Origin of the sequence: Stutzerimonas zhaodongensis (assembly GCF_003696365.1) — a bacterium.
GTDB classification, from domain to species: Bacteria; Pseudomonadota; Gammaproteobacteria; order Pseudomonadales; family Pseudomonadaceae; genus Stutzerimonas; species Stutzerimonas zhaodongensis.
Genome location: NZ_RFFM01000001.1, coordinates 1,750,415 through 1,770,659 on the forward strand (window position 1 = coordinate 1,750,415; position 20,245 = coordinate 1,770,659).

Sequence of the window (20,245 nt, forward strand, 5' to 3'; positions counted from 1 at the left end):
GCCTCGGTCTCTCTGGCTTCGGAACCACAGGATATGCAGGGTCGCGTGCCTGCGCTGACGCTCAAGGGCGTGGGCTATCGCCACGCCAATGGCCAGAGAGCGCTGCAGGACGTAGCGCTTACCATCGGTCGCGGTGAACGCGTGGCGATCATCGGACCGTCCGGGGCCGGGAAAACCACCCTGCTGCGCCTGCTGGCGAGCCATCTGCAGCCTCATGAAGGCCAGCTTGGCATTCTCGAACTTGATCCCTGGCAGCTGTCCACGGCTTCCCGAAAGAGGCTTCGCGCGCGGATAGGCTTGATTCATCAGGCACCGCCGCTGCCACCGAGGCAGCGAGTCATCACCTCGGTTCTGGCCGGACGGCTTGGCCAATGGTCACTGACTCGAGGACTGATCAGCCTCGCGTACCCCCTGGACAGAAGCGGCGCATCAGAGGCGCTGAGCCGGCTGGATCTGGCGGACAAACTCTATGAGCGTTGCGACCAACTGTCTGGTGGCCAACTGCAGCGCGTAGGCATTGCCCGCGTGCTCTATCAGAGACCTGAACTGGTCCTGGCTGACGAGCCGGTGTCGGCCATGGATCCGGTGCTCGCCAGCCATTCGTTGGGCGTGCTGACGCGGGACGCTTCGCAGCGACAGGCGACGCTACTGGCCAGTCTGCATGCGGTCGACCTGGCACTCGAGCACTTCCCGCGCGTCATAGGTGTGCGAGGCGGCAGCATCCTTTTCGACAAGCCTGCCAGTCAGCTGAGCCGCCATGAGCTGGATGCGCTGTACGCCAACGTGCAGCTGAGCGGCGAACCCCAGGCACTGCCGCGCGTCGACCAGAGCCTTCATATCCCGCGATGCTGAACCCTGTCCAATCCCAGCGCGACCCTGCGGCAGCCTCCCGCCTGATCTTGACCGTGCTGGCGCTGGCCTTGCTGTGGCCTGGACTGCATCTGAGCGAACTGGATATCGGCGTGCTGTTCGACGGCACCAATGCCGGCACCATGGGCACCTTTGTTTCTGGCTTCTGGCCGCCCGCGCACGACCAGGACTTCCTTAGTCTGTTGCTGCTCGCAACGCTGGAAACGCTCGCCATCGCAACCGCCGGCATGGCTTTGGCACTGGCAGTCGCTCTGCCCTGCGCGCTGCTGGCGACACGTGCGCTTTCCGTCTCGGCACTGAGTCGTGGAGGGCGCCCCAAGCCATTGGCGCACGCTTTGCGCTGGCCAGTGAGAGGCTTGTTGATCGTCCTACGCAGCATCCCGGAGATCGTCTGGGCGCTGCTGTTCGTCCGAGCGGTGGGGCTAGGGCCAACCGCCGGGGTGTTGGCGATAGCCATTACCTATGCCGGAATGCTGGGCAAGGTCTACGCAGAGATTTTCGAATCGGTGGACCCGTTACCGACGCGCGCACTCATCGGCTCAGGTGCCTCACGGCTGCAGGCTTTCGCGTATGGCGTGCTACCTCAGGCGACTGGCGAGATGCTGTCCTATACCGTTTACCGCTGGGAGTGTGCGGTGCGCGCGTCGGTGGTGATGGGCTTCGTCGGGGCCGGTGGCCTGGGCCAGCAAATGGACTTGTCGATGCGTATGTTCGCCGGCGGAGAAGTCGCCAGCATGCTGCTCACCTTCCTGGTACTGGTGCTGATAGCCGATCTGATCAGCCAGCTGCTGCGCCGGAGATTCGTATGAAATCGCTGTCGCGCGCAGCCCTGCCCTTGCTGCTGATCCTGGTTGTGGTTGCCTCCTTCGCTTACCTGCAACTGGAAGCCAAGGCGCTGTTCAGCCACGACGGACTTCGTCAGATGGCCAGCTACGCCTCCGGCTTTCTTGACCCTGACCTGTCGCCCGCTCATTTGAGGGCGATCGGCCTTGGCGCCTTGGAAACCTTGGCAATGTCGGCCATGGGCACCCTGCTGGCCGCTGTACTCGGCCTGCTGCTGGCGCTGCCGGCATCGGGCCGTTTCGGTCTTGTCGCAAAGGGCGCGTCGCGACTGTTGCTCAATGCCCTTCGCGCCATACCGGAGCTGGTCTGGGCCGCACTGATGGTTCTGGCCGCAGGCCTGGGACCCAATGCAGGCACCCTTGCCCTGGCGCTGCACACCGCCGGTGTATTGGGGCGGCTGTTCGCCGAAGCACTGGAAAACACCCCGACGGCTCCCGCCGATGCGCTGCGTTTGTCCGGCAGCGGCCGAATCAGCGCTTTCTGCTACGGCACCCTACCCATGCTCTGGCCGCAGTTGATGGCCTACACCCTCTATCGCTGGGAAAACAATATTCGCATGGCCAGCGTGCTTGGTTTCGTCGGCGCCGGAGGTCTGGGACAGATGCTCTACATGAGCCTCAGCCTGTTTCAGGAGGCCCAGGCGTCGACGATCATTACGGCGATGCTGCTGATGGTGTTGGCCGTGGACGCACTCAGCGGCTGGGCTCGAATGCGCTGGGTGCGCGGCTAACGCTGACTTGATTCAGTGCAGACTGGGTTTGTCTGCCCTTTCCTGCACCAGCACCCAGGGGGCCACGACGACCGCCCAGAGCGACGGGTCCCGCTCAAACCAGTCCTGAGCCTCTTCTGCTTCCAGCTTGGCGAGATGGCCGGCGGCCAGCCAGGCTGCGACCTTCTCCCGATCATCCTGCGCCACGGCCTGCGCCGCCTCGATCAGATCGAATTCACTGGCGACTCGCAGCAAAGCACCGCGGGCGAAGAAGGGCTGAAGCTCCTGCCAGGAGATCGATGCCGTTTCGCCCAGCAGCTTGGCATAGAGAGTGCTTGAATCTTCGCTCATGAGTACCACCCGGCTCGTAAAGGGCGCAATGATAGCGCTCGGGTGAATCTCATCAAACGGATGGAATTCCTGACTGTGCAAACAGGTGCTGACGCTTCTACACTGTGCCGGTACAGTTGCCGTACCGTTTGGGGACGTTTAGCCCTTAACGACACTGCAGCCCGCAGGATCCAAACAATAATGATGCAAGTGGAGCGCATATGAAGACCAAGCAGCGTCTTTCCAAACTATTCATGGCTATCGCTTTGACGGGTGCAGCGAGCTACACGCTGGCCGCCGACAATATCAAGATCGGTTTGGCCGGCCCGGTAACGGGGGCTGTCGCGCAGTACGGGGAAATGCAATTCATCGGTGCGCAAATGGCCATCGAACAGATCAACAAGGACGGGGGCGTCAACGGTCAGAAACTTGAAGGCATCGTCTACGACGACGCTTGCGACCCGAAGCAGGCCGTGGCGGTGGCCAACAAGATCGTCAACGATGACGTGCGTTTCGTCGTTGGCCACCTTTGCTCCAGCTCCACCCAGCCGGCGTCTGACATTTACGAAGACGAAGGCATTCTGATGATTACCGCGGCATCCACCAGCCCGGACATCACATCCCGCGGTTACGAGTTGATTTTCCGCACCATCGGTCTGGACAGCCTGCAGGGCCCGACCGCTGGCAACTTCATCGCCGATAGCGTCAAGCCGAAGAATGTTGCGGTCATCCACGACAAGCAGCAGTACGGTGAAGGCATCGCCACCGCCGTGAAGAACACGCTGGAAGAGAAAGGCGTCAAGGTGGGTCTGTTCGAAGGCATCAATGCCGGCGACAAGGACTTCTCCTCGATGATTTCCAAACTGAAGCAGGCAAACATCGACTTCGTTTACTACGGCGGCTACCACCCTGAACTGGGTCTGCTGCTGCGCCAGGCCAAGGAAAAAGGACTGAACGTCCGCTTCATGGGGCCGGAAGGCGTCGGCAACAAAGAAATTTCCGCGATTGCCGGTCCGGCGTCCGAAGGCCTACTGGTCACTCTGCCGAAGTCCTTCGATCAGGACCCGCGCAACCAGAAGCTGGTGGAGGCGTTCACGGCGAAGAAGCAGGATCCGAGCGGCCCGTTCGTGTTCCCGGCATACGCTGCCGTTCAGGTCATTGCCGAGGGTATCGAAAAAGCTGGCAGCACCGACACCGACAAGGTGGCCGAGGCGCTGCGCAGCAACAGCTTCGACACCCCGACCGGTAACCTCTCGTTCGACGAGAAGGGTGACCTGAAAGACTTCAACTTCGTGGTTTACGAATGGCACCAGGACGGCACCAAGACCGAAGCCAAGTGAACCTATAACCAACCGACCCGAAGCCCACGGCATCCGCTGTGGGCTTTGTTTTAGCTGATCGGGGCCAACCCGGCCACAAGCACGGGACGCCCAGCAACACCTTCAACCAAGCGAGTGGCCTGCACAGCTGGCCCGCCTCGAACCTGGCGTGTGCGTGATCCGCACCAAGCCCTTGGCGCTGCATTTTTCATGCTGCGTGTTCGAAGCAGGTCCGCATTGCGGTCGAGCAGACCGTTTGAACCATAGGCGAGACAGGCAGGACGCGTAGATCACCAGCCGAAGAAGCGCCGCTCGGATGTTCACCATGAACATCTGATCGGGTCAGCCACTGAGACTGTTTTCAACGAAGTACAGCCAGCGCAGATAGGTTTTCAGCGGCGTGCTAGCAAGGAGTGCGGGTGTTCAGGAGAACGTAATGCCTGAGCTTTACCACTACTTCCAACAGCTGATCAACGGCCTTACCGTTGGCAGCACCTATGCCTTGATAGCCATCGGATACACGATGGTCTACGGCATCATCGGCATGATCAACTTCGCCCACGGCGAGGTGTACATGATCGGCTCCTACGTCACGTTCATCGCCATCGTCGGCCTGACCATGATGGGGCTCGACTCACTGCCCATCCTCATGATCGGTGCGTTCGCCGCCGCGATGATCGTCACAAGCGCTTACGGCTACAGCATCGAGCGGGTTGCCTATCGACCGCTACGCGGCAGCAACCGTCTGATCCCGCTGATCTCGGCCATCGGCATGTCCATCTTCCTGCAGAACGTCGTGCTGCTCTCGCAGGACTCGAAGGACAAAGCGATCCCCAATCTGATGCCGGGCAACTTCGTTTTTGGTGAAAGCGCCATGAATGGCGTAGTGATTTCCTACATGCAGGTGCTGATCTTCGTGGTCACCATCGTTGCCATGATGGGGCTCACCTTCTTCATCTCCCGCTCTCGCCTGGGCCGTGCATGTCGCGCCTGCGCTGAAGACCTGAAGATGGCCAACCTGCTGGGTATCAACACCAATAGCATCATCGCCCTGACGTTCGTCATCGGCGCCGCGCTTGCCGCCATCGCCGCGGTACTGATCAGCATGCAGTACGGTGTGATCAATCCGCACATCGGCTTCCTCGCCGGAATCAAGGCGTTCACCGCCGCGGTGCTCGGCGGCATCGGCAGCATTCCCGGCGCGATGCTCGGCGGACTGGTGCTCGGCGTAGCCGAAGCATTCGGGGCCGACATTTTCGGTGACCAGTACAAGGATGTCGTGGCATTCAGCCTGCTGGTACTGGTGCTGCTGTTCCGCCCGACTGGCATTCTCGGTCGCCCGGAGGTCGAAAAGGTATGACCCGCAATCTTCGAACCGCGTTTTTCAGCGCTCTGCTGGTCATCGCCGTCGCGGTACCGGTGTTCGGTCTGAAGCTCACCACCGTGGGTATTCGGCTGGAAGTTCACGGCAGTGACGCCAAGACCTTCTGGATCATCGCGGCGTGCGCCGTGGCGATGTTCTTCTGGCAACTGTTCCGCCATCACGCGGCCGCCGGCTGGGCTGCCAGCCCCAGCCTACCGGCCATCCCGGCCGGTGCGGGTAATTTCCTGACCCTGCCGTCGACCCAACGCTACATCATTATCGGGCTGATCCTGGTCGCGCTCGCATGGCCGTTTTTCGGCTCGCGCGGCGCAGTGGACATCGCCACGCTGATCCTGATCTACGTGATGCTGGGCCTCGGCCTTAACATCGTCGTCGGACTCGCTGGCCTCCTCGACCTGGGCTACGTCGGCTTCTATGCGGTCGGTGCCTACACCTACGCACTATTGTCGCACTACTACGGCATGGGGTTCTGGATCAGTCTGCCGATCGCGGGGGCGATGGCCGCACTGTTCGGCTTCCTGCTGGGTTTCCCGGTGTTACGGCTGCGGGGTGACTATCTGGCGATCGTGACCCTGGGCTTCGGGGAGATCATCCGCCTGTTGCTGCGCAACATGACCGAGGTTACCGGTGGCCCGAACGGCATCAGTGGCATCGACAAACCGACACTGTTCGGCCTGTCGTTCGATCGCCGTGCTGCCGAGGGCATGCAGACCTTCCACGAGTTCTTCGGCGTGGATTACTCATCCATCAACAAGGTGATCTTTCTCTACCTGATCGCACTGTTGCTGGTGTTGCTGACCCTGTTCGTGATCAACCGCCTGCTGCGCATGCCAATCGGTCGGGCCTGGGAAGCCTTGCGCGAAGACGAAATCGCCTGCCGCGCATTGGGCATGAACCCCACCGTGATCAAGCTTTCGGCCTTTACCCTCGGCGCGACGTTCGCAGGCTTTGCCGGCAGCTTCTTCGCAGCACGCCAGGGTCTGGTTTCGCCGGAGTCGTTCACCTTCATCGAATCGGCCATCATCCTCGCTATCGTCGTGCTTGGCGGCATGGGGTCACAACTGGGCGTGATACTCGCCGCCGTCGTGATGATCCTGCTGCCTGAGCTGATGCGCGAGTTCAGCGAGTACCGCATGCTGATGTTCGGCGCCCTGATGGTGCTGATGATGATCTGGCGTCCGCAGGGTCTGCTGCCCATGCAACGCCCTCACCTGGAGCTTAAGCGATGAGCCGCCCGATTCTCGAAGTAAGCGGCCTGACCATGCGCTTCGGCGGCCTTCTGGCCGTCAACGGGGTGGGGCTGACAGTCCATGACAAACAAGTGGTGTCCATGATCGGCCCCAACGGCGCCGGCAAGACCACCGTGTTCAATTGCCTGACCGGTTTCTATCAGCCGACCTCTGGCGAAATCCTCCTCGATGGTGAGGCCATCCATGGCCTTCCCGGGCACAAGATCGCTCGCAAGGGCGTGGTGCGTACCTTTCAGAACGTCCGCCTGTTCAAGGACATGACCGCGGTGGAAAACCTGCTGGTCGCTCAGCATCGTCATCTCAACACCAACTTCCTGTCCGGTCTGCTGAAGACTAAAGCCTTCCGCAAGAGCGAGCACGAAGCGATGGATTTCGCCGCGCACTGGCTAGAGCAGGTCAACCTGACCGATATTGCCAATCGTCCGGCGGGCACCCTCGCCTACGGGCAGCAACGTCGTCTCGAAATCGCCCGCTGCATGATGACCCGCCCTCGCATCCTCATGCTCGATGAACCCGCAGCAGGTCTGAACCCGAAGGAAACGGAGGATCTCAAGGCCCTGATCGGCATGTTGCGCGACCAGCACAACGTTACGGTCCTGCTGATCGAGCACGACATGAAACTGGTGATGAGCATTTCCGACCACATCGTCGTGATCAACCAGGGCTGCCCGCTCGCGGACGGCACACCGGAACAGATCCGCGATAATCCGGACGTGATCAAAGCCTATCTGGGAGAGGCGTAACCATGCTGTATTTCGAAAACGTCTCGACCTTTTACGGCAAGATCCAGGCGCTGCATAACGTCGATGTAGAGGTCCGCAAAGGCGAAATCGTCACGCTTATCGGCGCCAACGGGGCCGGTAAATCTACCCTTTTGATGACCCTTTGCGGCACGCCAATGGCCTCGGAAGGCAGTATCCGCTTCGAGGGTGAAGAGCTGGTTGGCAAGCAGACTTGCGACATCATGCGCAAGGACATTGCCGTGGTGCCTGAAGGACGGCGCATCTTTGCCCGGCTGACCGTCGAGGAAAACCTCGCCATGGGTGGCTTCTTCACCAGCAAGGCGGATTTTCAGGAGCAACTCGACAAGGTCCTGCTGCTGTTCCCGCGCTTGAAGGAGCGTTTCCAGCAACGCGGCGGCACCATGTCTGGCGGCGAGCAGCAGATGCTGGCCATCGCCCGTGCCCTGATGAGCAAACCCAAGCTGCTATTGCTGGATGAGCCATCGCTGGGCCTGGCGCCGATCATCATCCAGCAGATCTTCGAGATCATCGAGCAGCTGCGTGAGGATGGCGTGACCATCTTCCTGGTCGAACAGAACGCCAACCAGGCGCTGAAGCTGGCCGATCGTGGCTACGTGCTGGAGAACGGGCATATCGTCATGCAGGGCAGCGGCGAGGAGCTGTTGGTCAATCCCAAGGTCCGCGACGCCTACCTGGGCGGCTGATCCAGTGATCGAAAAAACCGGGCACCTGCCCGGTTTTTTCATGCCCGCTCGAGAGGAGGTGACAACTTCCTAGCGAGCCTTTATGGTGCTGCCTGTGCGCTGCCTCACTGCATGCGAGCCCCTGGATCAGCAGACAGGGCATAACTGAGCTGGCTAATTTCTGAACTTAACTCAGGAGAAGCCGGCCATGACTGCCAGCCGTATCTGGATCAAAAAACCCCTCGCCATTTTCACCGCCAATGATGTGCCTGCCCCTGGCGGCCTGGTCATCGATGACGGCGTTATTGTCGAGCTGCTCGATGTCGGGCAATCGCCATCAGCACCAGTCGACAGCACCTTCGATGCCCGTGAGCATGTCGTGCTTCCGGGACTGATCAATACCCACCATCACTTCTATCAGACCCTTACTCGTGCATGGGGCCCGGTGGTCAACCAGCCACTGTTTCCCTGGCTCAAGACTCTCTATCCGGTCTGGGCGCGCCTGACGCCAGAGCGCCTGGAGCTCGCCAGCAAGGTGGCACTTGCCGAACTGTTGCTGTCCGGCTGCACCACCGCGGCTGACCATCACTACCTGTTCCCGGATGGCCTGGAGAATGCCATCGACATACAGATCGAGGCTGTACGCGAGCTGGGGATGCGCGCGATGCTGACCCGGGGTTCCATGAGCCTCGGCGAAGCCGATGGCGGGCTGCCACCGCAACATACGGTACAGACCGCGGAAGCAATTCTGGAGGACAGCGAGCGGCTGATCGCACGCTATCACCAACGAGGCGATGGTGCGCAGATTCAGATCGCCCTGGCGCCCTGCTCCCCCTTCTCGGTCACACCGGAAATCATGCGCGCCAGTGCCGCCCTCGCCGAGTACCACGACGTGCGTCTACACACGCACCTGGCCGAGACGCTCGACGAAGAAGAGTTCTGCAAGCAGCGCTTCGGCCTGCGTACCGTCGATTATCTGGATAGTGTCGGCTGGCTCTCGAAACGCACCTGGTTGGCGCACGGCATTCACTTCAATGACGATGAGATTGCACGTCTGGGCAAAGCCGGCACGGGGATCTGTCATTGCCCGTGCTCCAACATGCGGCTCGCATCAGGCATCTGCCCAACACTGGCGTTGGAGGCCGCAGGCGCGCCCATCGGCTTGGGCGTGGACGGCTCCGCCTCAAACGATGCGTCGAACATGATGCTCGAAGCGCGGCAGGCCCTTTTCATCCAGAGGCTACGCTACGGGGCAGAGCAGATCACTCCAGACCGCGTTCTCGGCTGGGCAACCCGGGGCTCCGCCAACCTGCTCGGTCGCACTGATGTAGGTGAGTTGGCGATCGGCAAGCAGGCCGATCTCGCGCTGTTCAAGCTAGACGAACTGCGCTTCTCCGGCAGCCACGATCCCATTGCCGCATTGCTGCTGTGCGGTGCCGACCGGGCCGACCGAGTCATGGTTGGCGGCAGATGGCGAGTCATCGATGGGCAGATCGAAGGGTTGGACGTGGCGCAGCTGATCGCCAACCACAGCCAGGCTGCGCGGGATCTCATAGCAGGCTGACAGCCAGCGCCCTCCCCTGGGGCTGGGTGCACTAGCAGCGAATGGGCTGCTAGTGCACCCTTTCCAATCAACAATTGCCATCCTGAACCATACTTTAGCGATCAGAACAGTGGCCTGGCATTTGCTGGCATTTGCTGAGGGCGTGCGTCCGCCTGCCGCGTTGACTTTTGAGTCAAGAATTAGTTGACCAGAAAGTCAGATACGGCTAATTTCCACCGCCAGAGCCCAGAACAAAAACGCCCCGGAGGCCCTCTTTGATCCAGTTCCTACTCAATCGAGAACTGCGCCGTGAGCAGACACTCGATCCGAATACCACCGTGCTGGAATACCTGCGCGAATATCGCGGCAAGCCCGGCACCAAAGAAGGCTGCGCTTCTGGTGACTGTGGCGCCTGTACCGTCGTGGTTGGCGAGCTGGACGGAGAAAAGCTGCGCTATCGCACGCTCAATTCCTGTCTGACATTCGTTTCCGCATTGCACGGTAAACAACTGATCACCGTGGAGGACCTCAAGCACCAGGGCCGACTGCATAGCGTTCAGCAGGCTATGGTCGACTGCCACGGTTCGCAGTGCGGCTTCTGTACGCCGGGCTTCGTCATGAGCCTGTTTGCCCTTCAAAAATCGGCGGACGGTTACGACAAGGCTGACACCCATGAAGCCCTGGCCGGCAATCTCTGCCGTTGCACCGGTTACCGTCCAATTCTCGAAGCCGCCGAACAGGCCTGCTGCGGTAAGCAGCCAGACCAGTTCGATGCCTGTGAAGCCGAGACCATCGCGCAACTGAAAGCCATCGAGCCGCGTGAAACTGCTGAATTGAACAGCGGGGACAAGCGCTGCCTGTCGCCGCTGACGGTGGGAGATCTGGCGGAGATCTACAGTGCCAACCCGGACGCACGCTTGCTCGCCGGCGGCACCGACCTCGCGTTGGAAGTCACCCAATTTCACCGCGAACTGCCGGCGATGATCTACGTCGGGCATATCGCCGAAATGAAAAAAGTGGAGATCACCGATACCAGCATCGAGATCGGCGCCGCCACTGCGCTTACCGATTGCTACGAAGCACTGGCCACCGAATATCCGGACTTCGGCGAACTGCTGCATCGCTTCGCCTCGCTGCAGATCCGCAATCAGGGCACCCTGGGCGGCAACATTGGTAACGCCTCACCAATCGGCGACTCTCCACCCCTTCTGATCGCGCTGGGTGCGCAGGTTGTGCTGCGCAAGGGCGCCAACAGCCGCACCCTGCTGCTGCAGGATTACTTCATTGATTACAAGGTCACTGCACGCGAACAGGGCGAATTCATCGAGAAGATCATCGTGCCGCGGGCTCAGCCCAATCGGGTGTTCCGCGCCTACAAGGTCTCCAAGCGTCTGGACGACGACATCTCCGCTGTTTGCGCCGCGTTTGATCTGAAGCTGGAGGATGGGCTGATCGACGACGCCCGAATCGCTTTCGGCGGCATGGCAGCCATCCCGAAACGGGCGGTTGCCTGCGAGCGCGCTTTGATCGGCGCGCCGTTCAGCGCCGACACCATCGAAAAGGCCTGCGAGGTGCTGGAAAAAGATTTCACACCGCTCACAGACTTCCGTGCCAGCCGCGAGTACCGCCTGCTGGTCGCACAGAACCTGCTGCGCAAATGCTTCCACGAGCAACAAGCGCCGGCGTACGAGACGAGGGTCACTTCCTATGCATAAGCCAACCAAAACTCAGGAAGAGCTCGCCGCCCTGTTCACCCAGGATCTGGTCACTGGCGTCGGTCGCAGCGTCAAGCACGACAGTGCGCCCAAGCACGTCACCGGCGAGGCGGTCTATGTCGATGACCGCCTGGAATTTCCCAACCAGCTGCACGTGTATGCCCGCATGAGCGATCGTGCCCACGCCCGCATCGTCAGTATCGATACCAGCCCCTGCTACAACGTGCCAGGCGTCGCCATCGCCATTACGTCGAAGGACGTACCTGGCCAGTTGGACATCGGTGCTGTCATGCCCGGTGATCCGCTACTGGCCGACGGCAAGGTCGAATACGTCGGCCAGCCGGTGATCGCCGTCGCCGCAGACAGCCTGGAAACCGCGCGCAAGGCCGCCATGGCTGCGATCATCGAATACGAGGACCTGGAGCCTGTAATCGATGTGGTCGACGCGCTGCGCAAGAGGCATTTCGTGCTCGACAGTCATACCCACAAGCGCGGCGATTCGGCCGGCGCTCTGGCCACTGCGCCGCGCCGCCTGCAGGGCAGCCTGCATATCGGCGGCCAGGAACACTTCTATCTGGAGACTCAGGTGTCGTCGGTAATGCCGACCGAGGACGGCGGCATGATCGTCTATACCTCGACGCAGAACCCCACCGAAGTGCAGAAGCTGGTCGCCGAAGTGCTTGGCGTCTCGATGAACAAGATCGTCATCGACATGCGCCGCATGGGCGGCGGGTTTGGCGGCAAGGAAACCCAGGCCGCGGGCCCTGCGTGCATGTGCGCCGTGATCGCTCACCTGACCGGCCGCCCGACCAAAATGCGTCTGCCACGCATGGAAGACATGACTATGACCGGCAAGCGTCACCCGTTCTATGTCGAGTACGACGTCGGTTTCGATGACGACGGCCTGCTACGCGGCATCGAGATCGACCTTGCCGGCAACTGCGGCTACTCGCCGGACCTTTCCGGGTCTATCGTGGACCGCGCCATGTTCCACTCCGACAACGCCTACTATCTGGGCGACGCCACCATCAACGGCCATCGCTGCAAGACTAACCTGGCGTCCAACACCGCCTACCGCGGCTTTGGCGGGCCGCAGGGCATGGTCGCCATCGAAGAAATCATGGACGCAGTGGCACGCGAGCTGGGCAAGGATCCGCTGGACGTGCGCAAGCGCAACTACTACGGCAAGACCGAGCGCAACGTCACGCCCTACTACCAGACCGTCGAGCACAACATGCTTGAGGAGATGACGGCCGAGCTCGAAGCCAGCAGCGACTATGCGAAACGCCGCGAAGAGATCCGCGCGTTCAACGCCAAGAGCCCGATCCTGAAAAAGGGCCTGGCACTGACGCCCGTGAAGTTCGGCATCAGCTTTACCGCCAGCTTTCTCAACCAGGGTGGCGCGCTGGTGCACGTCTACACCGATGGAAGCATCCACCTGAACCATGGCGGCACCGAGATGGGTCAGGGCTTGAACACCAAGGTGGCCCAAGTGGTGGCCGAGGTATTCCAGGTCGATATCGATCGCATTCAGATCACCGCGACCAACACCGACAAGGTGCCGAACACCTCGCCTACAGCGGCGTCCAGCGGTACCGACCTCAACGGGAAAGCGGCGCAGAACGCAGCGCAGACCATCAAGCAGCGCCTGATCGAATTCGCCGCCCGGCACTTCAAGGTCACTGAGGAGGATGTTGAGTTCAGGAACGGCCAGGTGCGCATCCGCGACGAGTACGTGTCGTTCGACGAGCTGATCCAGCAGGCCTATTTCGGCCAGGTTTCACTGTCGTCTACCGGTTTCTACCGCACACCGAAGATCTACTACGACCGCAGCCTGGCGCGCGGCAGGCCGTTCTACTACTACGCCTACGGCGCGGCGTGCTCGGAAGTAATCGTCGACACCTTGACCGGTGAGTACAAGATGCTGCGCAGCGACATCCTGCATGACGTCGGTGCCTCGCTGAACCCAGCCATCGACATCGGCCAAGTCGAGGGTGGCTTCGTTCAGGGCATGGGCTGGCTGACGATGGAAGAGCTGGTCTGGAACGACAAGGGCAAGCTGATGACCAGTGGCCCGGCCAGCTACAAGATCCCGGCAGTGGCGGACATGCCACTGGATATGCGGGTGAAGTTGGTCGAGAACCGCAAGAACCCCGAGGACACCGTGTTCCATTCCAAGGCCGTCGGCGAGCCGCCGTTCATGCTCGGGATATCCGTCTGGTGCGCGATCAAAGACGCCGTGGCGAGCCTGGCGGATTACAAGGTTCAGCCGAAGATCGACGCGCCAGCGACGCCGGAGCGGGTGCTGTGGGGTGTGGAGCAGATGCATAGGTTGAAGCAGACCGCGAGCAGGTCTGCGGCAACGGAGACCACCCCGGCCTGACCAAGGGTGGACAACCCTGTGATTGTCCACCATCAACACAACTTGATCGTTCGGGTGGAAGACGCTTCGCGGCTTTTTCCACGGAGCGGCCGCCCGAACTACTAGGGACACAGACATGAGCAACACGGCCTGGATCGAAGCACTCGCCGACCTGCAACACCAAGGCGAACCTTGCGTACTGGTGACTATCATCGAAGAGCGCGGCTCAACGCCGCGCAATGCCGGCTCGAAGATGGTTGTCAGTCGTGAGCGCCTGTACGACACCATCGGCGGCGGCCACCTGGAATACAAGGCCCAGCAGATCGCCCGTGAAATGCTGGAAAAGCGCAGCCGCGATACCCGCCTGGAGCGTTTTTCCCTTGGCGCGAGTCTCGGCCAGTGTTGCGGTGGCGCCACTGTGTTGCTGTTCGAACCCATGGGTCAACCGCAGGCGCATATTGCGGTTTTCGGTGCCGGTCACGTTGGCCGCGCCCTGGTGCCATTGCTAGCTAGCCTGCCGTGCAGGGTTCGTTGGATCGATTCTCGCGATAACGAATTCCCGGCACAGCTCCCCGCCGGGGTGGAGAAGGTAGTCAGCGACGACGTGGTCGACGAAGTAGAAAGCATGCCTGCCGGCAGTTACTTCATCGTCATGACCCACAACCATCAGCTTGATCTGGAGCTGACCGCCGCGATCCTTTCGCGCAACGATTTCACCTATTACGGACTGATTGGCTCGAAGAGCAAACGCGCCAAGTTCGAGCACCGTCTACGCGACCGCGGCTTCCTGCCGGAAACGGTACAGCGCATGCGCTGCCCGATGGGCATTGCCGAAGTGAAGGGCAAACTGCCTATCGAGATTGCAGTGTCCATTGCCGGGGAAGTGATTGCCACATACAACGCCAACTTCGGCGAGCAAGCCAGTGATGGCGAAAAACCGGTGCCCATGCTGGTTCCGGCATCAAGGCGTTCGCGTATTGGCTGATGTCGCAAGACATCACAGCTTGCAGCGAAAGCACGCGTTTTCCTACGAATGAGCTTTACGAGACAGGGTCGCCAGCAAGCTGGCTCCTACCGAGAACCGGAAGCCTCTGGAATGAATCCGGGCCAATAGCACAGCTCGTAGCGTAGACGCGCGATTGCCTATGAACAGGCTCCACGAGACAAGGAGCGCCAGCAGGTTGGCTCCGACGAATATCACCGAGCCGCTGGAATCACTTGTTGTTCCCGGGCCGATACATTTACACCAGGATTTTGAGAACCACCATGTCCCAAGCCAAAGCCTACCGTGCCGCCCTGCTCCACTGCCTCGCCGACCCGCGGGACGTGGGCATCGAGCAATCCCATGAATATTTCGAGGACGGCCTTCTGGTCGTCGAGGATGGCAAGGTCGCGCGGATCGGCCACGCCTCCGAGCTGCTGCCGACCCTGGCAGCCGGCACAGAGATTGTCGAATACCCGGACGCGCTGATTACCCCTGGATTCATCGACACTCATATCCACTACCCACAGGTCGGCGTGATCGGCTCCTACGGCGCGCAGCTGCTGGACTGGCTGGAAACCTACACCTTCCCCAACGAGGGCCGCTTCAGCGACATGGCACATGCTCGCGAGCAGGCCGACCTGTTCCTCGGCGAGCTGCTACGCAATGGCACCACCACCGCACTGGTATTCGGCACGGTGCACAAGCAATCGGTAGACGCCTTCTTCGAAGCGGCGGAAAAGCTCAACCTGCGGATGATCGCCGGCAAGGTGCTGATGGATCGCAACGCGCCGGACTTTCTCACCGACACCGCCGAATCCGGCTATGCCGACAGCAAGGAACTGATCGAGCGCTGGCACGGCAAGGGCCGTCTGCATTACGCCGTGACCCCACGCTTCGCCCCGACCAGCACGCCGGAGCAACTCACCCTGGCCGGCAAGCTCTTCGCCGAATTCCCCGGCCTGTACATGCACACCCATATCTCCGAAAACAAGCAGGAGGTCGAGTGGGTCAAGGCGCTGTTCCCTGAGCGCAAAGGCTATCTGGATGTCTACGATCACCACGGCCTGATCGGCGCGCGCTCGGTGTTCGCCCACGGCGTGCACCTTTGCGATGACGAGTGCAAGCGCCTCGGCGAGACCGGTTCGGCCGTTGCCTTCTGCCCCACCTCCAACCTGTTCCTCGGAAGCGGTCTGTTCGACCTGGCCAAGGTGGAAGGCTATGGCGTGCGCGTCGGTCTGGGTACGGACGTGGGCGGCGGCACCAGCTTCTCGCAGCTTGCCAGCCTCAACGAGGCGTACAAGGTGTTGCAGCTGCAGGGCCAGAAGCTCGATGCGTTCAAAGCGCTGTATCTGGCCACCCTGGGCGGTGCACGGGCGCTCTATCTGGACGACAAGATCGGCAACCTGCAGCCCGGCAAGGACGCCGACTTCGTGGTGCTCGACTACAAGGCGACGCCGCTGATCAGCTATCGCCTGAGCCAGGCGACGACCCTGCAGGAAAAGCTCTTCGCCCTGATGATCCTCGGCGACGACCGCGCGGTGAAGGAGACCTACGCCGCCGGCGTTTCAGTTCACCGCAAGGCTTGCTGACCAGCCGATCACGAACGTGAGCATCAACTGTCGTTTCCATGCTTGATAAGCGCATGGATCGGTGAAGCGCGATCCACCCTACGGGCCGGAACCACAACCGTCGTTCGTAGGGTGGATGTCGCTTTTACATCCACCGCCGGATCGCACGGAGCTTGGTGAGCAGCGATCAATGACTCGCGCTCGACTTTACGGCTTGAGCGCGGCCATCAGCGTTTCCAGGTTGTGCTCGAACATGCCGAGATAGGTACTGGCCGGCCCTTCGCTGGCCAGCGCATCCGAATACAACGTGCCGCCGACCTTGGCGCCGGCCTCGTCGGCTATTTGCTGGATCAGTCGCGGGTCGCGAATGTTCTCGACGAAAACCGCCCGTACCCCTTCGCTGCGTATCTGCCGAATCAAGGCCGCGACTTCAGCCGCAGAAGGTTCGTCATGGGTGGATAGCCCTTGCGGTGCGATGAAGCTCAGCTGCCAGGCCTGCCCCAGATAACCAAATGCATCATGGCTGGTGACAACCTTGCGCTGGCTTGCGGGCAAACCAGCAATCTGGGCGTCCGCTTTTTTCAGCAGCGCATGCAGACGGGTCAGGTAAGCGTCGCGGCGCTGGTTGTAAGCATCGACATTGGCCGGGTCCAGTTCGCTGAGTGCCTTGGCAATGTTGCGCACGTAGATCTCGGCATTGGTCAGGCTCTGCCAGGCGTGCGGATCGGGTACTCGCTCACCGTCCTCATCCAGCATCAACGGAACCACACCCGCACTGGCATTGATGCGCTTGCCCTTGGGCTCGCTGCTGGCAAGTACGCGCTCCAGCCAAGGCTCGAAACCCAATCCGTTGGCGATGATCAGGTCGGCACGCAGCAGCGCCTTGGCATCGTCCGGGCTGGGCTCGTAGAGGTGAGCGTCGGCGTCAGCACCGACCAGATTGGTGAGCTCGATACGATCACCACCGACCTCGCGGGTCAGGTCCGCCAGGATGCTGAAGCTCGTCACCACGTTGAGCTTGTCAGCCGCATGCAGTGAGAGCGGGAGCCATAAAGCGAGCGCGAAAAGCAGGTAACGCATGATCAACACCTCAAACGGTCATTGGAAAAGACGTCGAGCGCAACAGGCCGTGAACCGGGCCGGCTACCAACGAGAAAAGATAGAAAGCGCCAGCCAAAAGCACGATGCACGGCCCGCTGGGCAAACTTGCGTAGAAGGAAAGCAGCAACCCCAGCCATACACACACCGCGCCGATCAGCGCAGCGAGCGGTAGCAGGACCGGCAATCGACGACTCCAGAAGCGAGCTGCGGCAGCGGGCAGCATCATCAGCCCCACCACCATCAGCGCGCCGATGGCCTGAAAGCCGATCACCAGATTGAGTACCACCAGCGTCAGAAACGCGGCGTGCGCCAACGGACCGAAACGGCTGATACTTCGCAGAAAAAGCGGATCTAGACTGTCGAGCGCCAAGGCGCGAAAGATCACCAGAAGCACTAACAAGCTGAACCCTGCAGTACCGAGCATGCCGTACAGCGTGGTCGTATCGACAGCCAGCGCCGAGCCGAACAACAGGTGCAACAGATCCAGCTTTCGCCCGGCCAGCCCGAGTAGCAGTACGCCGCTGGCCAGAGATATGGGATACAGCGCGGCCAGGCTGGCGTCCTCGCGTAGCCCGGTGCGTCGGGTGACCCACGCCGCCGCGCCAGCCATGCCGAGTCCAGCCACCAGACCGCCAGCAGTCAGCGCTGGCAGGCTCAGGCCGAACAGCCAGAATGCCAGCGCTGCACCAGGCAGGATGCCGTGGGCGATGGCATCCCCCATCAGGCTCATTCGACGCAGAATCAGAAAGACGCCCAACGGCCCGGCGCTGCAAGCCAGCGCAACACTGCCGAACAGCGCCCGGCGCATGAATGCAAATTCGATGAAAGGCGCCCAGAGAATATCCGGTGTCACGCGACCTGCCCGAGCCCTTGGCGCTCGGCTGCGAACTGCCGGATCGGCGCCCTGATGCAGCCGCTGCGAGCGATCAACAACCCGTCACAGTTGTGTTGGCTCAACCCGGCGAGGTTATGGCTGACCAGTACCAGCGTCCTTCCTTCGCGCTGCCAACGCTCGATGTGTTGCCAAAGCAGATCCAGGCCAACATCGTCCAGCGCCGCCTCGGGCTCGTCGAGCAACAGCACCTTGGCATCGGTCAGGCTCAGCCTTGCCAGTAATGCGCGCTGCAGCTCGCCGCCGGACAGTGCATGCAGCCCCTGGGTTTGCAGTTCGAGCAGCCCCCAGTCCTTCAGGGTCTGTCGCATCCGCGCCTGCCGCTCGCTACGCCCGAGCCGGCTGCGCCAGAACCCCGCAGCGACCAATTCCGCCAGGCGAATGGGGAACTGCCGATCCACATGTTGCTGTTGCGGTAGATAAGCCACCCCGCCCATGCGCGGTACGCCCACATCGACCCGCCCAGCCAGCGGACGATCCAACCCGGCCAACACCTTGAGCAGGCTGCTCTTGCCCGAGCCATTGCTGCCGATCACAGCGGTCAGGCTGCCAACCGTCAGCCGCAGGTCCAGCCGTGGTGTAAGGGCGCGCCCGCCAGCACCCCATTGCAAACCATGGCATTCGATCATTGTCACCTCGGTAGTGAGTCGTAGTTGGCCGAGCCACTCCCGAGGCGTCACCCGCAAAGGCACGTCAGGGGGCACAGGAGCCATACAGCTTATGCAATAGTTATAACATAACATTAGACATATCGACCAAGGCGCCGCAACCGAGTCGAAGGATTCAGGGCAAACTGGAAAAGGTACGATCGAGGTACACAGGCCCGGCCTTCAAGCGATAGGCTCGAAGGCTATCTACCGGCCGAGGTCGATCATCAGCAATGTCCCGACCTGGCCCTTTCGACGCTGACACTGAACGCGCCAGCGGCGCTGGAACGCCACCTAGCGAGCCGTGCGGGGTTTTTTCCTGGCCAAGGCGAGATGCGAGAAGACGGCGTGCAAATCATCCGACGCACTGTCTTCATCGAGGTTGAGCTTGCTGTCGATGTGATCCATGTGATGCATCATCAGACTCACTGCCTTTTCGCTGTCGCGGGCAGCGATGGCATCGATCAGCTGGTTGTGCTCGTCGTAGGAGCAATGGGAGCGATTCCCCGTCTCGTACTGAGCGATGATCAGCGAGGTCTGGGACACCAGACTGCGCTGGAAGCTTACAAGCGGCGCGTTCTTCGCCGCCTCGGCCAGTTTCAGGTGGAACTCGCCAGACAGACGGATACCGGCGCCTCGATCGCCGCGCGCGAAGCAGTCCTGCTCGTCTTTGACCATCTGCCGAAGCTCAGCCAGCTGTTCCGCTTCAGCGTGCTGTACAGCCAGTTCGGTGATGGCGCGCTCGACCATACGCCGTGCAAAAAAGATCTGCCGAGCCTCGTCGACGCTGGGGCTGGCTACAACCGCACCTCGGTTGGGACGCAGCAGCACCACACCCTCATGCCCGAGACGGGATAACGCACGCCGGATGATGGTGCGACTCACCCCGAAAATCTCGCCAAGGGCCTCTTCGCTGAGTTTGGTACCCGGCGCCAAACGCTGTTCGAGAATTGCGTCGAAGATGTGTGCGTAAACGATGTCGTCCTGGGTCCCTGTACGGACCTTGCCGGTTTTGGTCGGCTTTTTCAGAGGCTGCAACTGTTCGTTCATGGTGACTCGCGTCGGAATTGTCGGCAGGGCGAACTTTACTGCCTTTCAATACGCCGCTGGCAGTAGCGAGCGCCAAAACGGCGAAATAAATACGCTTTTATTGTGCACAATCAAGATTCTGCATCTTCTCTTTTCACTACCGAATGAGCCGGTCTGGGGAGCAAGAAATGGGTAAAACCCAATAGGGATGACCTGTAGAAAGCGGATCTGCAAATGAAGTTGCATTTTTTGTATACAAAAGCATAATCGCG

At 61.0% G+C, this 20,245-nt stretch carries 18 protein-coding genes; 13 read left to right on the forward strand and 5 right to left on the reverse strand.

All coding sequences use genetic code 11. The features are described 5' to 3' along the window. Window positions 1–33: 33 nt before the first annotated feature. Genes EA797_RS07995 through phnE (EA797_RS08005) form a run of 3 tightly spaced genes read left to right on the forward strand, consistent with a single transcriptional unit; the run spans window position 34 to window position 2,443 of the window. Entirely contained in the window at window positions 34–852 is an 819-nt protein-coding gene (locus EA797_RS07995; protein WP_122164746.1) for a phosphonate ABC transporter ATP-binding protein, read from the forward strand. Then, a complete protein-coding gene (gene phnE, locus EA797_RS08000) occupies window positions 846–1,679 on the forward strand; it encodes a phosphonate ABC transporter, permease protein PhnE (protein WP_122164571.1) in 834 nt (277 codons plus the stop codon). The genes EA797_RS07995 and phnE (EA797_RS08000) overlap by 7 nt, the downstream gene beginning before the upstream one ends. Next, window positions 1,676–2,443: a phosphonate ABC transporter, permease protein PhnE gene (phnE, locus tag EA797_RS08005; protein WP_122164572.1), complete on the forward strand. Its 768-nt coding sequence runs from the start codon at window positions 1,676–1,678 to the stop codon at window positions 2,441–2,443. The genes phnE (EA797_RS08000) and phnE (EA797_RS08005) overlap by 4 nt, the downstream gene beginning before the upstream one ends. Before the next feature lie 12 nt (window positions 2,444–2,455). Here the strand turns inward: phnE (EA797_RS08005) and EA797_RS08010 are convergent, their stop codons facing one another. Continuing rightward, the gene (locus tag EA797_RS08010; protein ID WP_122164573.1) at window positions 2,456–2,773 is read right to left on the reverse strand and encodes a DUF2288 domain-containing protein; all 318 of its coding nucleotides are present in this window, start codon (window positions 2,771–2,773) and stop codon (window positions 2,456–2,458) included. 200 nt (window positions 2,774–2,973) lie between these two features. Here EA797_RS08010 and EA797_RS08015 point away from each other — a divergent pair, with 200 nt between their 5' ends. The 10 genes from EA797_RS08015 (at window position 2,974) to guaD (ending at window position 16,325) form a co-directional block, all read left to right on the forward strand. Next, complete coding sequence (locus tag EA797_RS08015; RefSeq protein WP_122164574.1) at window positions 2,974–4,092, forward strand: branched-chain amino acid ABC transporter substrate-binding protein; 1,119 nt, start codon at window positions 2,974–2,976, stop codon at window positions 4,090–4,092. A 415-nt stretch (window positions 4,093–4,507) separates the two neighbouring features. Beyond that, window positions 4,508–5,431: a high-affinity branched-chain amino acid ABC transporter permease LivH gene (gene livH, locus EA797_RS08020; protein ID WP_122164575.1), complete on the forward strand. Its 924-nt coding sequence runs from the start codon at window positions 4,508–4,510 to the stop codon at window positions 5,429–5,431. Next, the gene (locus EA797_RS08025; protein WP_122164576.1) at window positions 5,428–6,684 is read left to right on the forward strand and encodes a high-affinity branched-chain amino acid ABC transporter permease LivM; all 1,257 of its coding nucleotides are present in this window, start codon (window positions 5,428–5,430) and stop codon (window positions 6,682–6,684) included. The genes livH and EA797_RS08025 overlap by 4 nt, the downstream gene beginning before the upstream one ends. Next, window positions 6,681–7,448, forward strand: coding sequence for a high-affinity branched-chain amino acid ABC transporter ATP-binding protein LivG (gene livG / locus EA797_RS08030; RefSeq protein WP_122164577.1), 768 nt, complete (start codon window positions 6,681–6,683; stop codon window positions 7,446–7,448). Before EA797_RS08025 ends, livG begins: the two co-directional genes overlap by 4 nt. Before the next feature lie 2 nt (window positions 7,449–7,450). Continuing rightward, the gene (locus tag EA797_RS08035) at window positions 7,451–8,152 is read left to right on the forward strand and encodes an ABC transporter ATP-binding protein (RefSeq protein ID WP_122164578.1); all 702 of its coding nucleotides are present in this window, start codon (window positions 7,451–7,453) and stop codon (window positions 8,150–8,152) included. A gap of 187 nt (window positions 8,153–8,339) precedes the next feature. Next, window positions 8,340–9,695 carry an 8-oxoguanine deaminase gene (locus EA797_RS08040; protein ID WP_122164579.1) on the forward strand — a complete coding sequence of 452 codons (1,356 nt, stop codon included), beginning with the start codon at window positions 8,340–8,342 and terminating at the stop codon, window positions 9,693–9,695. A 254-nt stretch (window positions 9,696–9,949) separates the two neighbouring features. After that, window positions 9,950–11,389 carry a xanthine dehydrogenase small subunit gene (xdhA, locus tag EA797_RS08045; protein ID WP_122164580.1) on the forward strand — a complete coding sequence of 480 codons (1,440 nt, stop codon included), beginning with the start codon at window positions 9,950–9,952 and terminating at the stop codon, window positions 11,387–11,389. Beyond that, window positions 11,382–13,772, forward strand: a complete 2,391-nt coding sequence (gene xdhB / locus EA797_RS08050; protein ID WP_122164581.1) for a xanthine dehydrogenase molybdopterin binding subunit — start codon at window positions 11,382–11,384, stop codon at window positions 13,770–13,772. The genes xdhA and xdhB overlap by 8 nt, the downstream gene beginning before the upstream one ends. Window positions 13,773–13,887: 115 nt before the next feature. Then, entirely contained in the window at window positions 13,888–14,736 is an 849-nt protein-coding gene (xdhC, locus tag EA797_RS08055) for a xanthine dehydrogenase accessory protein XdhC (RefSeq protein WP_122164582.1), read from the forward strand. A gap of 281 nt (window positions 14,737–15,017) precedes the next feature. Next, window positions 15,018–16,325, forward strand: a complete 1,308-nt coding sequence (gene guaD / locus EA797_RS08060) for a guanine deaminase (protein ID WP_122164583.1) — start codon at window positions 15,018–15,020, stop codon at window positions 16,323–16,325. 186 nt (window positions 16,326–16,511) lie between these two features. Here the strand turns inward: guaD and EA797_RS08065 are convergent, their stop codons facing one another. The 4 genes from EA797_RS08065 to EA797_RS08080 all read right to left on the reverse strand — a co-directional run bounded on the left by EA797_RS08065 (window position 16,512) and on the right by EA797_RS08080 (window position 19,994). Continuing rightward, complete coding sequence (locus tag EA797_RS08065) at window positions 16,512–17,384, reverse strand: metal ABC transporter substrate-binding protein (protein WP_122164747.1); 873 nt, start codon at window positions 17,382–17,384, stop codon at window positions 16,512–16,514. Window positions 17,385–17,394: 10 nt separating this feature from the next. After that, window positions 17,395–18,213: a metal ABC transporter permease gene (locus EA797_RS08070; RefSeq protein ID WP_167468787.1), complete on the reverse strand. Its 819-nt coding sequence runs from the start codon at window positions 18,211–18,213 to the stop codon at window positions 17,395–17,397. Between the two features lie 41 nt (window positions 18,214–18,254). Then, the gene (locus EA797_RS08075) at window positions 18,255–18,926 is read right to left on the reverse strand and encodes a metal ABC transporter ATP-binding protein (protein WP_167468788.1); all 672 of its coding nucleotides are present in this window, start codon (window positions 18,924–18,926) and stop codon (window positions 18,255–18,257) included. A gap of 312 nt (window positions 18,927–19,238) precedes the next feature. Then, the gene (locus EA797_RS08080) at window positions 19,239–19,994 is read right to left on the reverse strand and encodes a GntR family transcriptional regulator (protein ID WP_122164586.1); all 756 of its coding nucleotides are present in this window, start codon (window positions 19,992–19,994) and stop codon (window positions 19,239–19,241) included. Window positions 19,995–20,245: the final 251 nt, after the last annotated feature.

Bases quoted from the DNA above. Each gene is read 5' to 3' on its own strand.
- EA797_RS07995 (WP_122164746.1), top strand. From the start codon at position 34: ATGCAGGGTCGCGTGCCTGCGCTGACGCTCAAGGGCGTGGGCTATCGC.
- phnE (WP_122164571.1), top strand. From the start codon at position 846: ATGCTGAACCCTGTCCAATCCCAGCGCGACCCTGCGGCAGCCTCCCGC.
- phnE (WP_122164572.1), top strand. From the start codon at position 1,676: ATGAAATCGCTGTCGCGCGCAGCCCTGCCCTTGCTGCTGATCCTGGTT.
- EA797_RS08010 (WP_122164573.1), bottom strand. From the start codon at position 2,773: ATGAGCGAAGATTCAAGCACTCTCTATGCCAAGCTGCTGGGCGAAACG.
- EA797_RS08015 (WP_122164574.1), top strand. From the start codon at position 2,974: ATGAAGACCAAGCAGCGTCTTTCCAAACTATTCATGGCTATCGCTTTG.
- livH (WP_122164575.1), top strand. From the start codon at position 4,508: ATGCCTGAGCTTTACCACTACTTCCAACAGCTGATCAACGGCCTTACC.
- EA797_RS08025 (WP_122164576.1), top strand. From the start codon at position 5,428: ATGACCCGCAATCTTCGAACCGCGTTTTTCAGCGCTCTGCTGGTCATC.
- livG (WP_122164577.1), top strand. From the start codon at position 6,681: ATGAGCCGCCCGATTCTCGAAGTAAGCGGCCTGACCATGCGCTTCGGC.
- EA797_RS08035 (WP_122164578.1), top strand. From the start codon at position 7,451: ATGCTGTATTTCGAAAACGTCTCGACCTTTTACGGCAAGATCCAGGCG.
- EA797_RS08040 (WP_122164579.1), top strand. From the start codon at position 8,340: ATGACTGCCAGCCGTATCTGGATCAAAAAACCCCTCGCCATTTTCACC.
- xdhB (WP_122164581.1), top strand. From the start codon at position 11,382: ATGCATAAGCCAACCAAAACTCAGGAAGAGCTCGCCGCCCTGTTCACC.
- xdhC (WP_122164582.1), top strand. From the start codon at position 13,888: ATGAGCAACACGGCCTGGATCGAAGCACTCGCCGACCTGCAACACCAA.
- guaD (WP_122164583.1), top strand. From the start codon at position 15,018: ATGTCCCAAGCCAAAGCCTACCGTGCCGCCCTGCTCCACTGCCTCGCC.
- EA797_RS08065 (WP_122164747.1), bottom strand. From the start codon at position 17,384: ATGCGTTACCTGCTTTTCGCGCTCGCTTTATGGCTCCCGCTCTCACTG.
- EA797_RS08070 (WP_167468787.1), bottom strand. From the start codon at position 18,213: ATGCGCCGGGCGCTGTTCGGCAGTGTTGCGCTGGCTTGCAGCGCCGGG.
- EA797_RS08075 (WP_167468788.1), bottom strand. From the start codon at position 18,926: ATGATCGAATGCCATGGTTTGCAATGGGGTGCTGGCGGGCGCGCCCTT.
- EA797_RS08080 (WP_122164586.1), bottom strand. From the start codon at position 19,994: ATGAACGAACAGTTGCAGCCTCTGAAAAAGCCGACCAAAACCGGCAAG.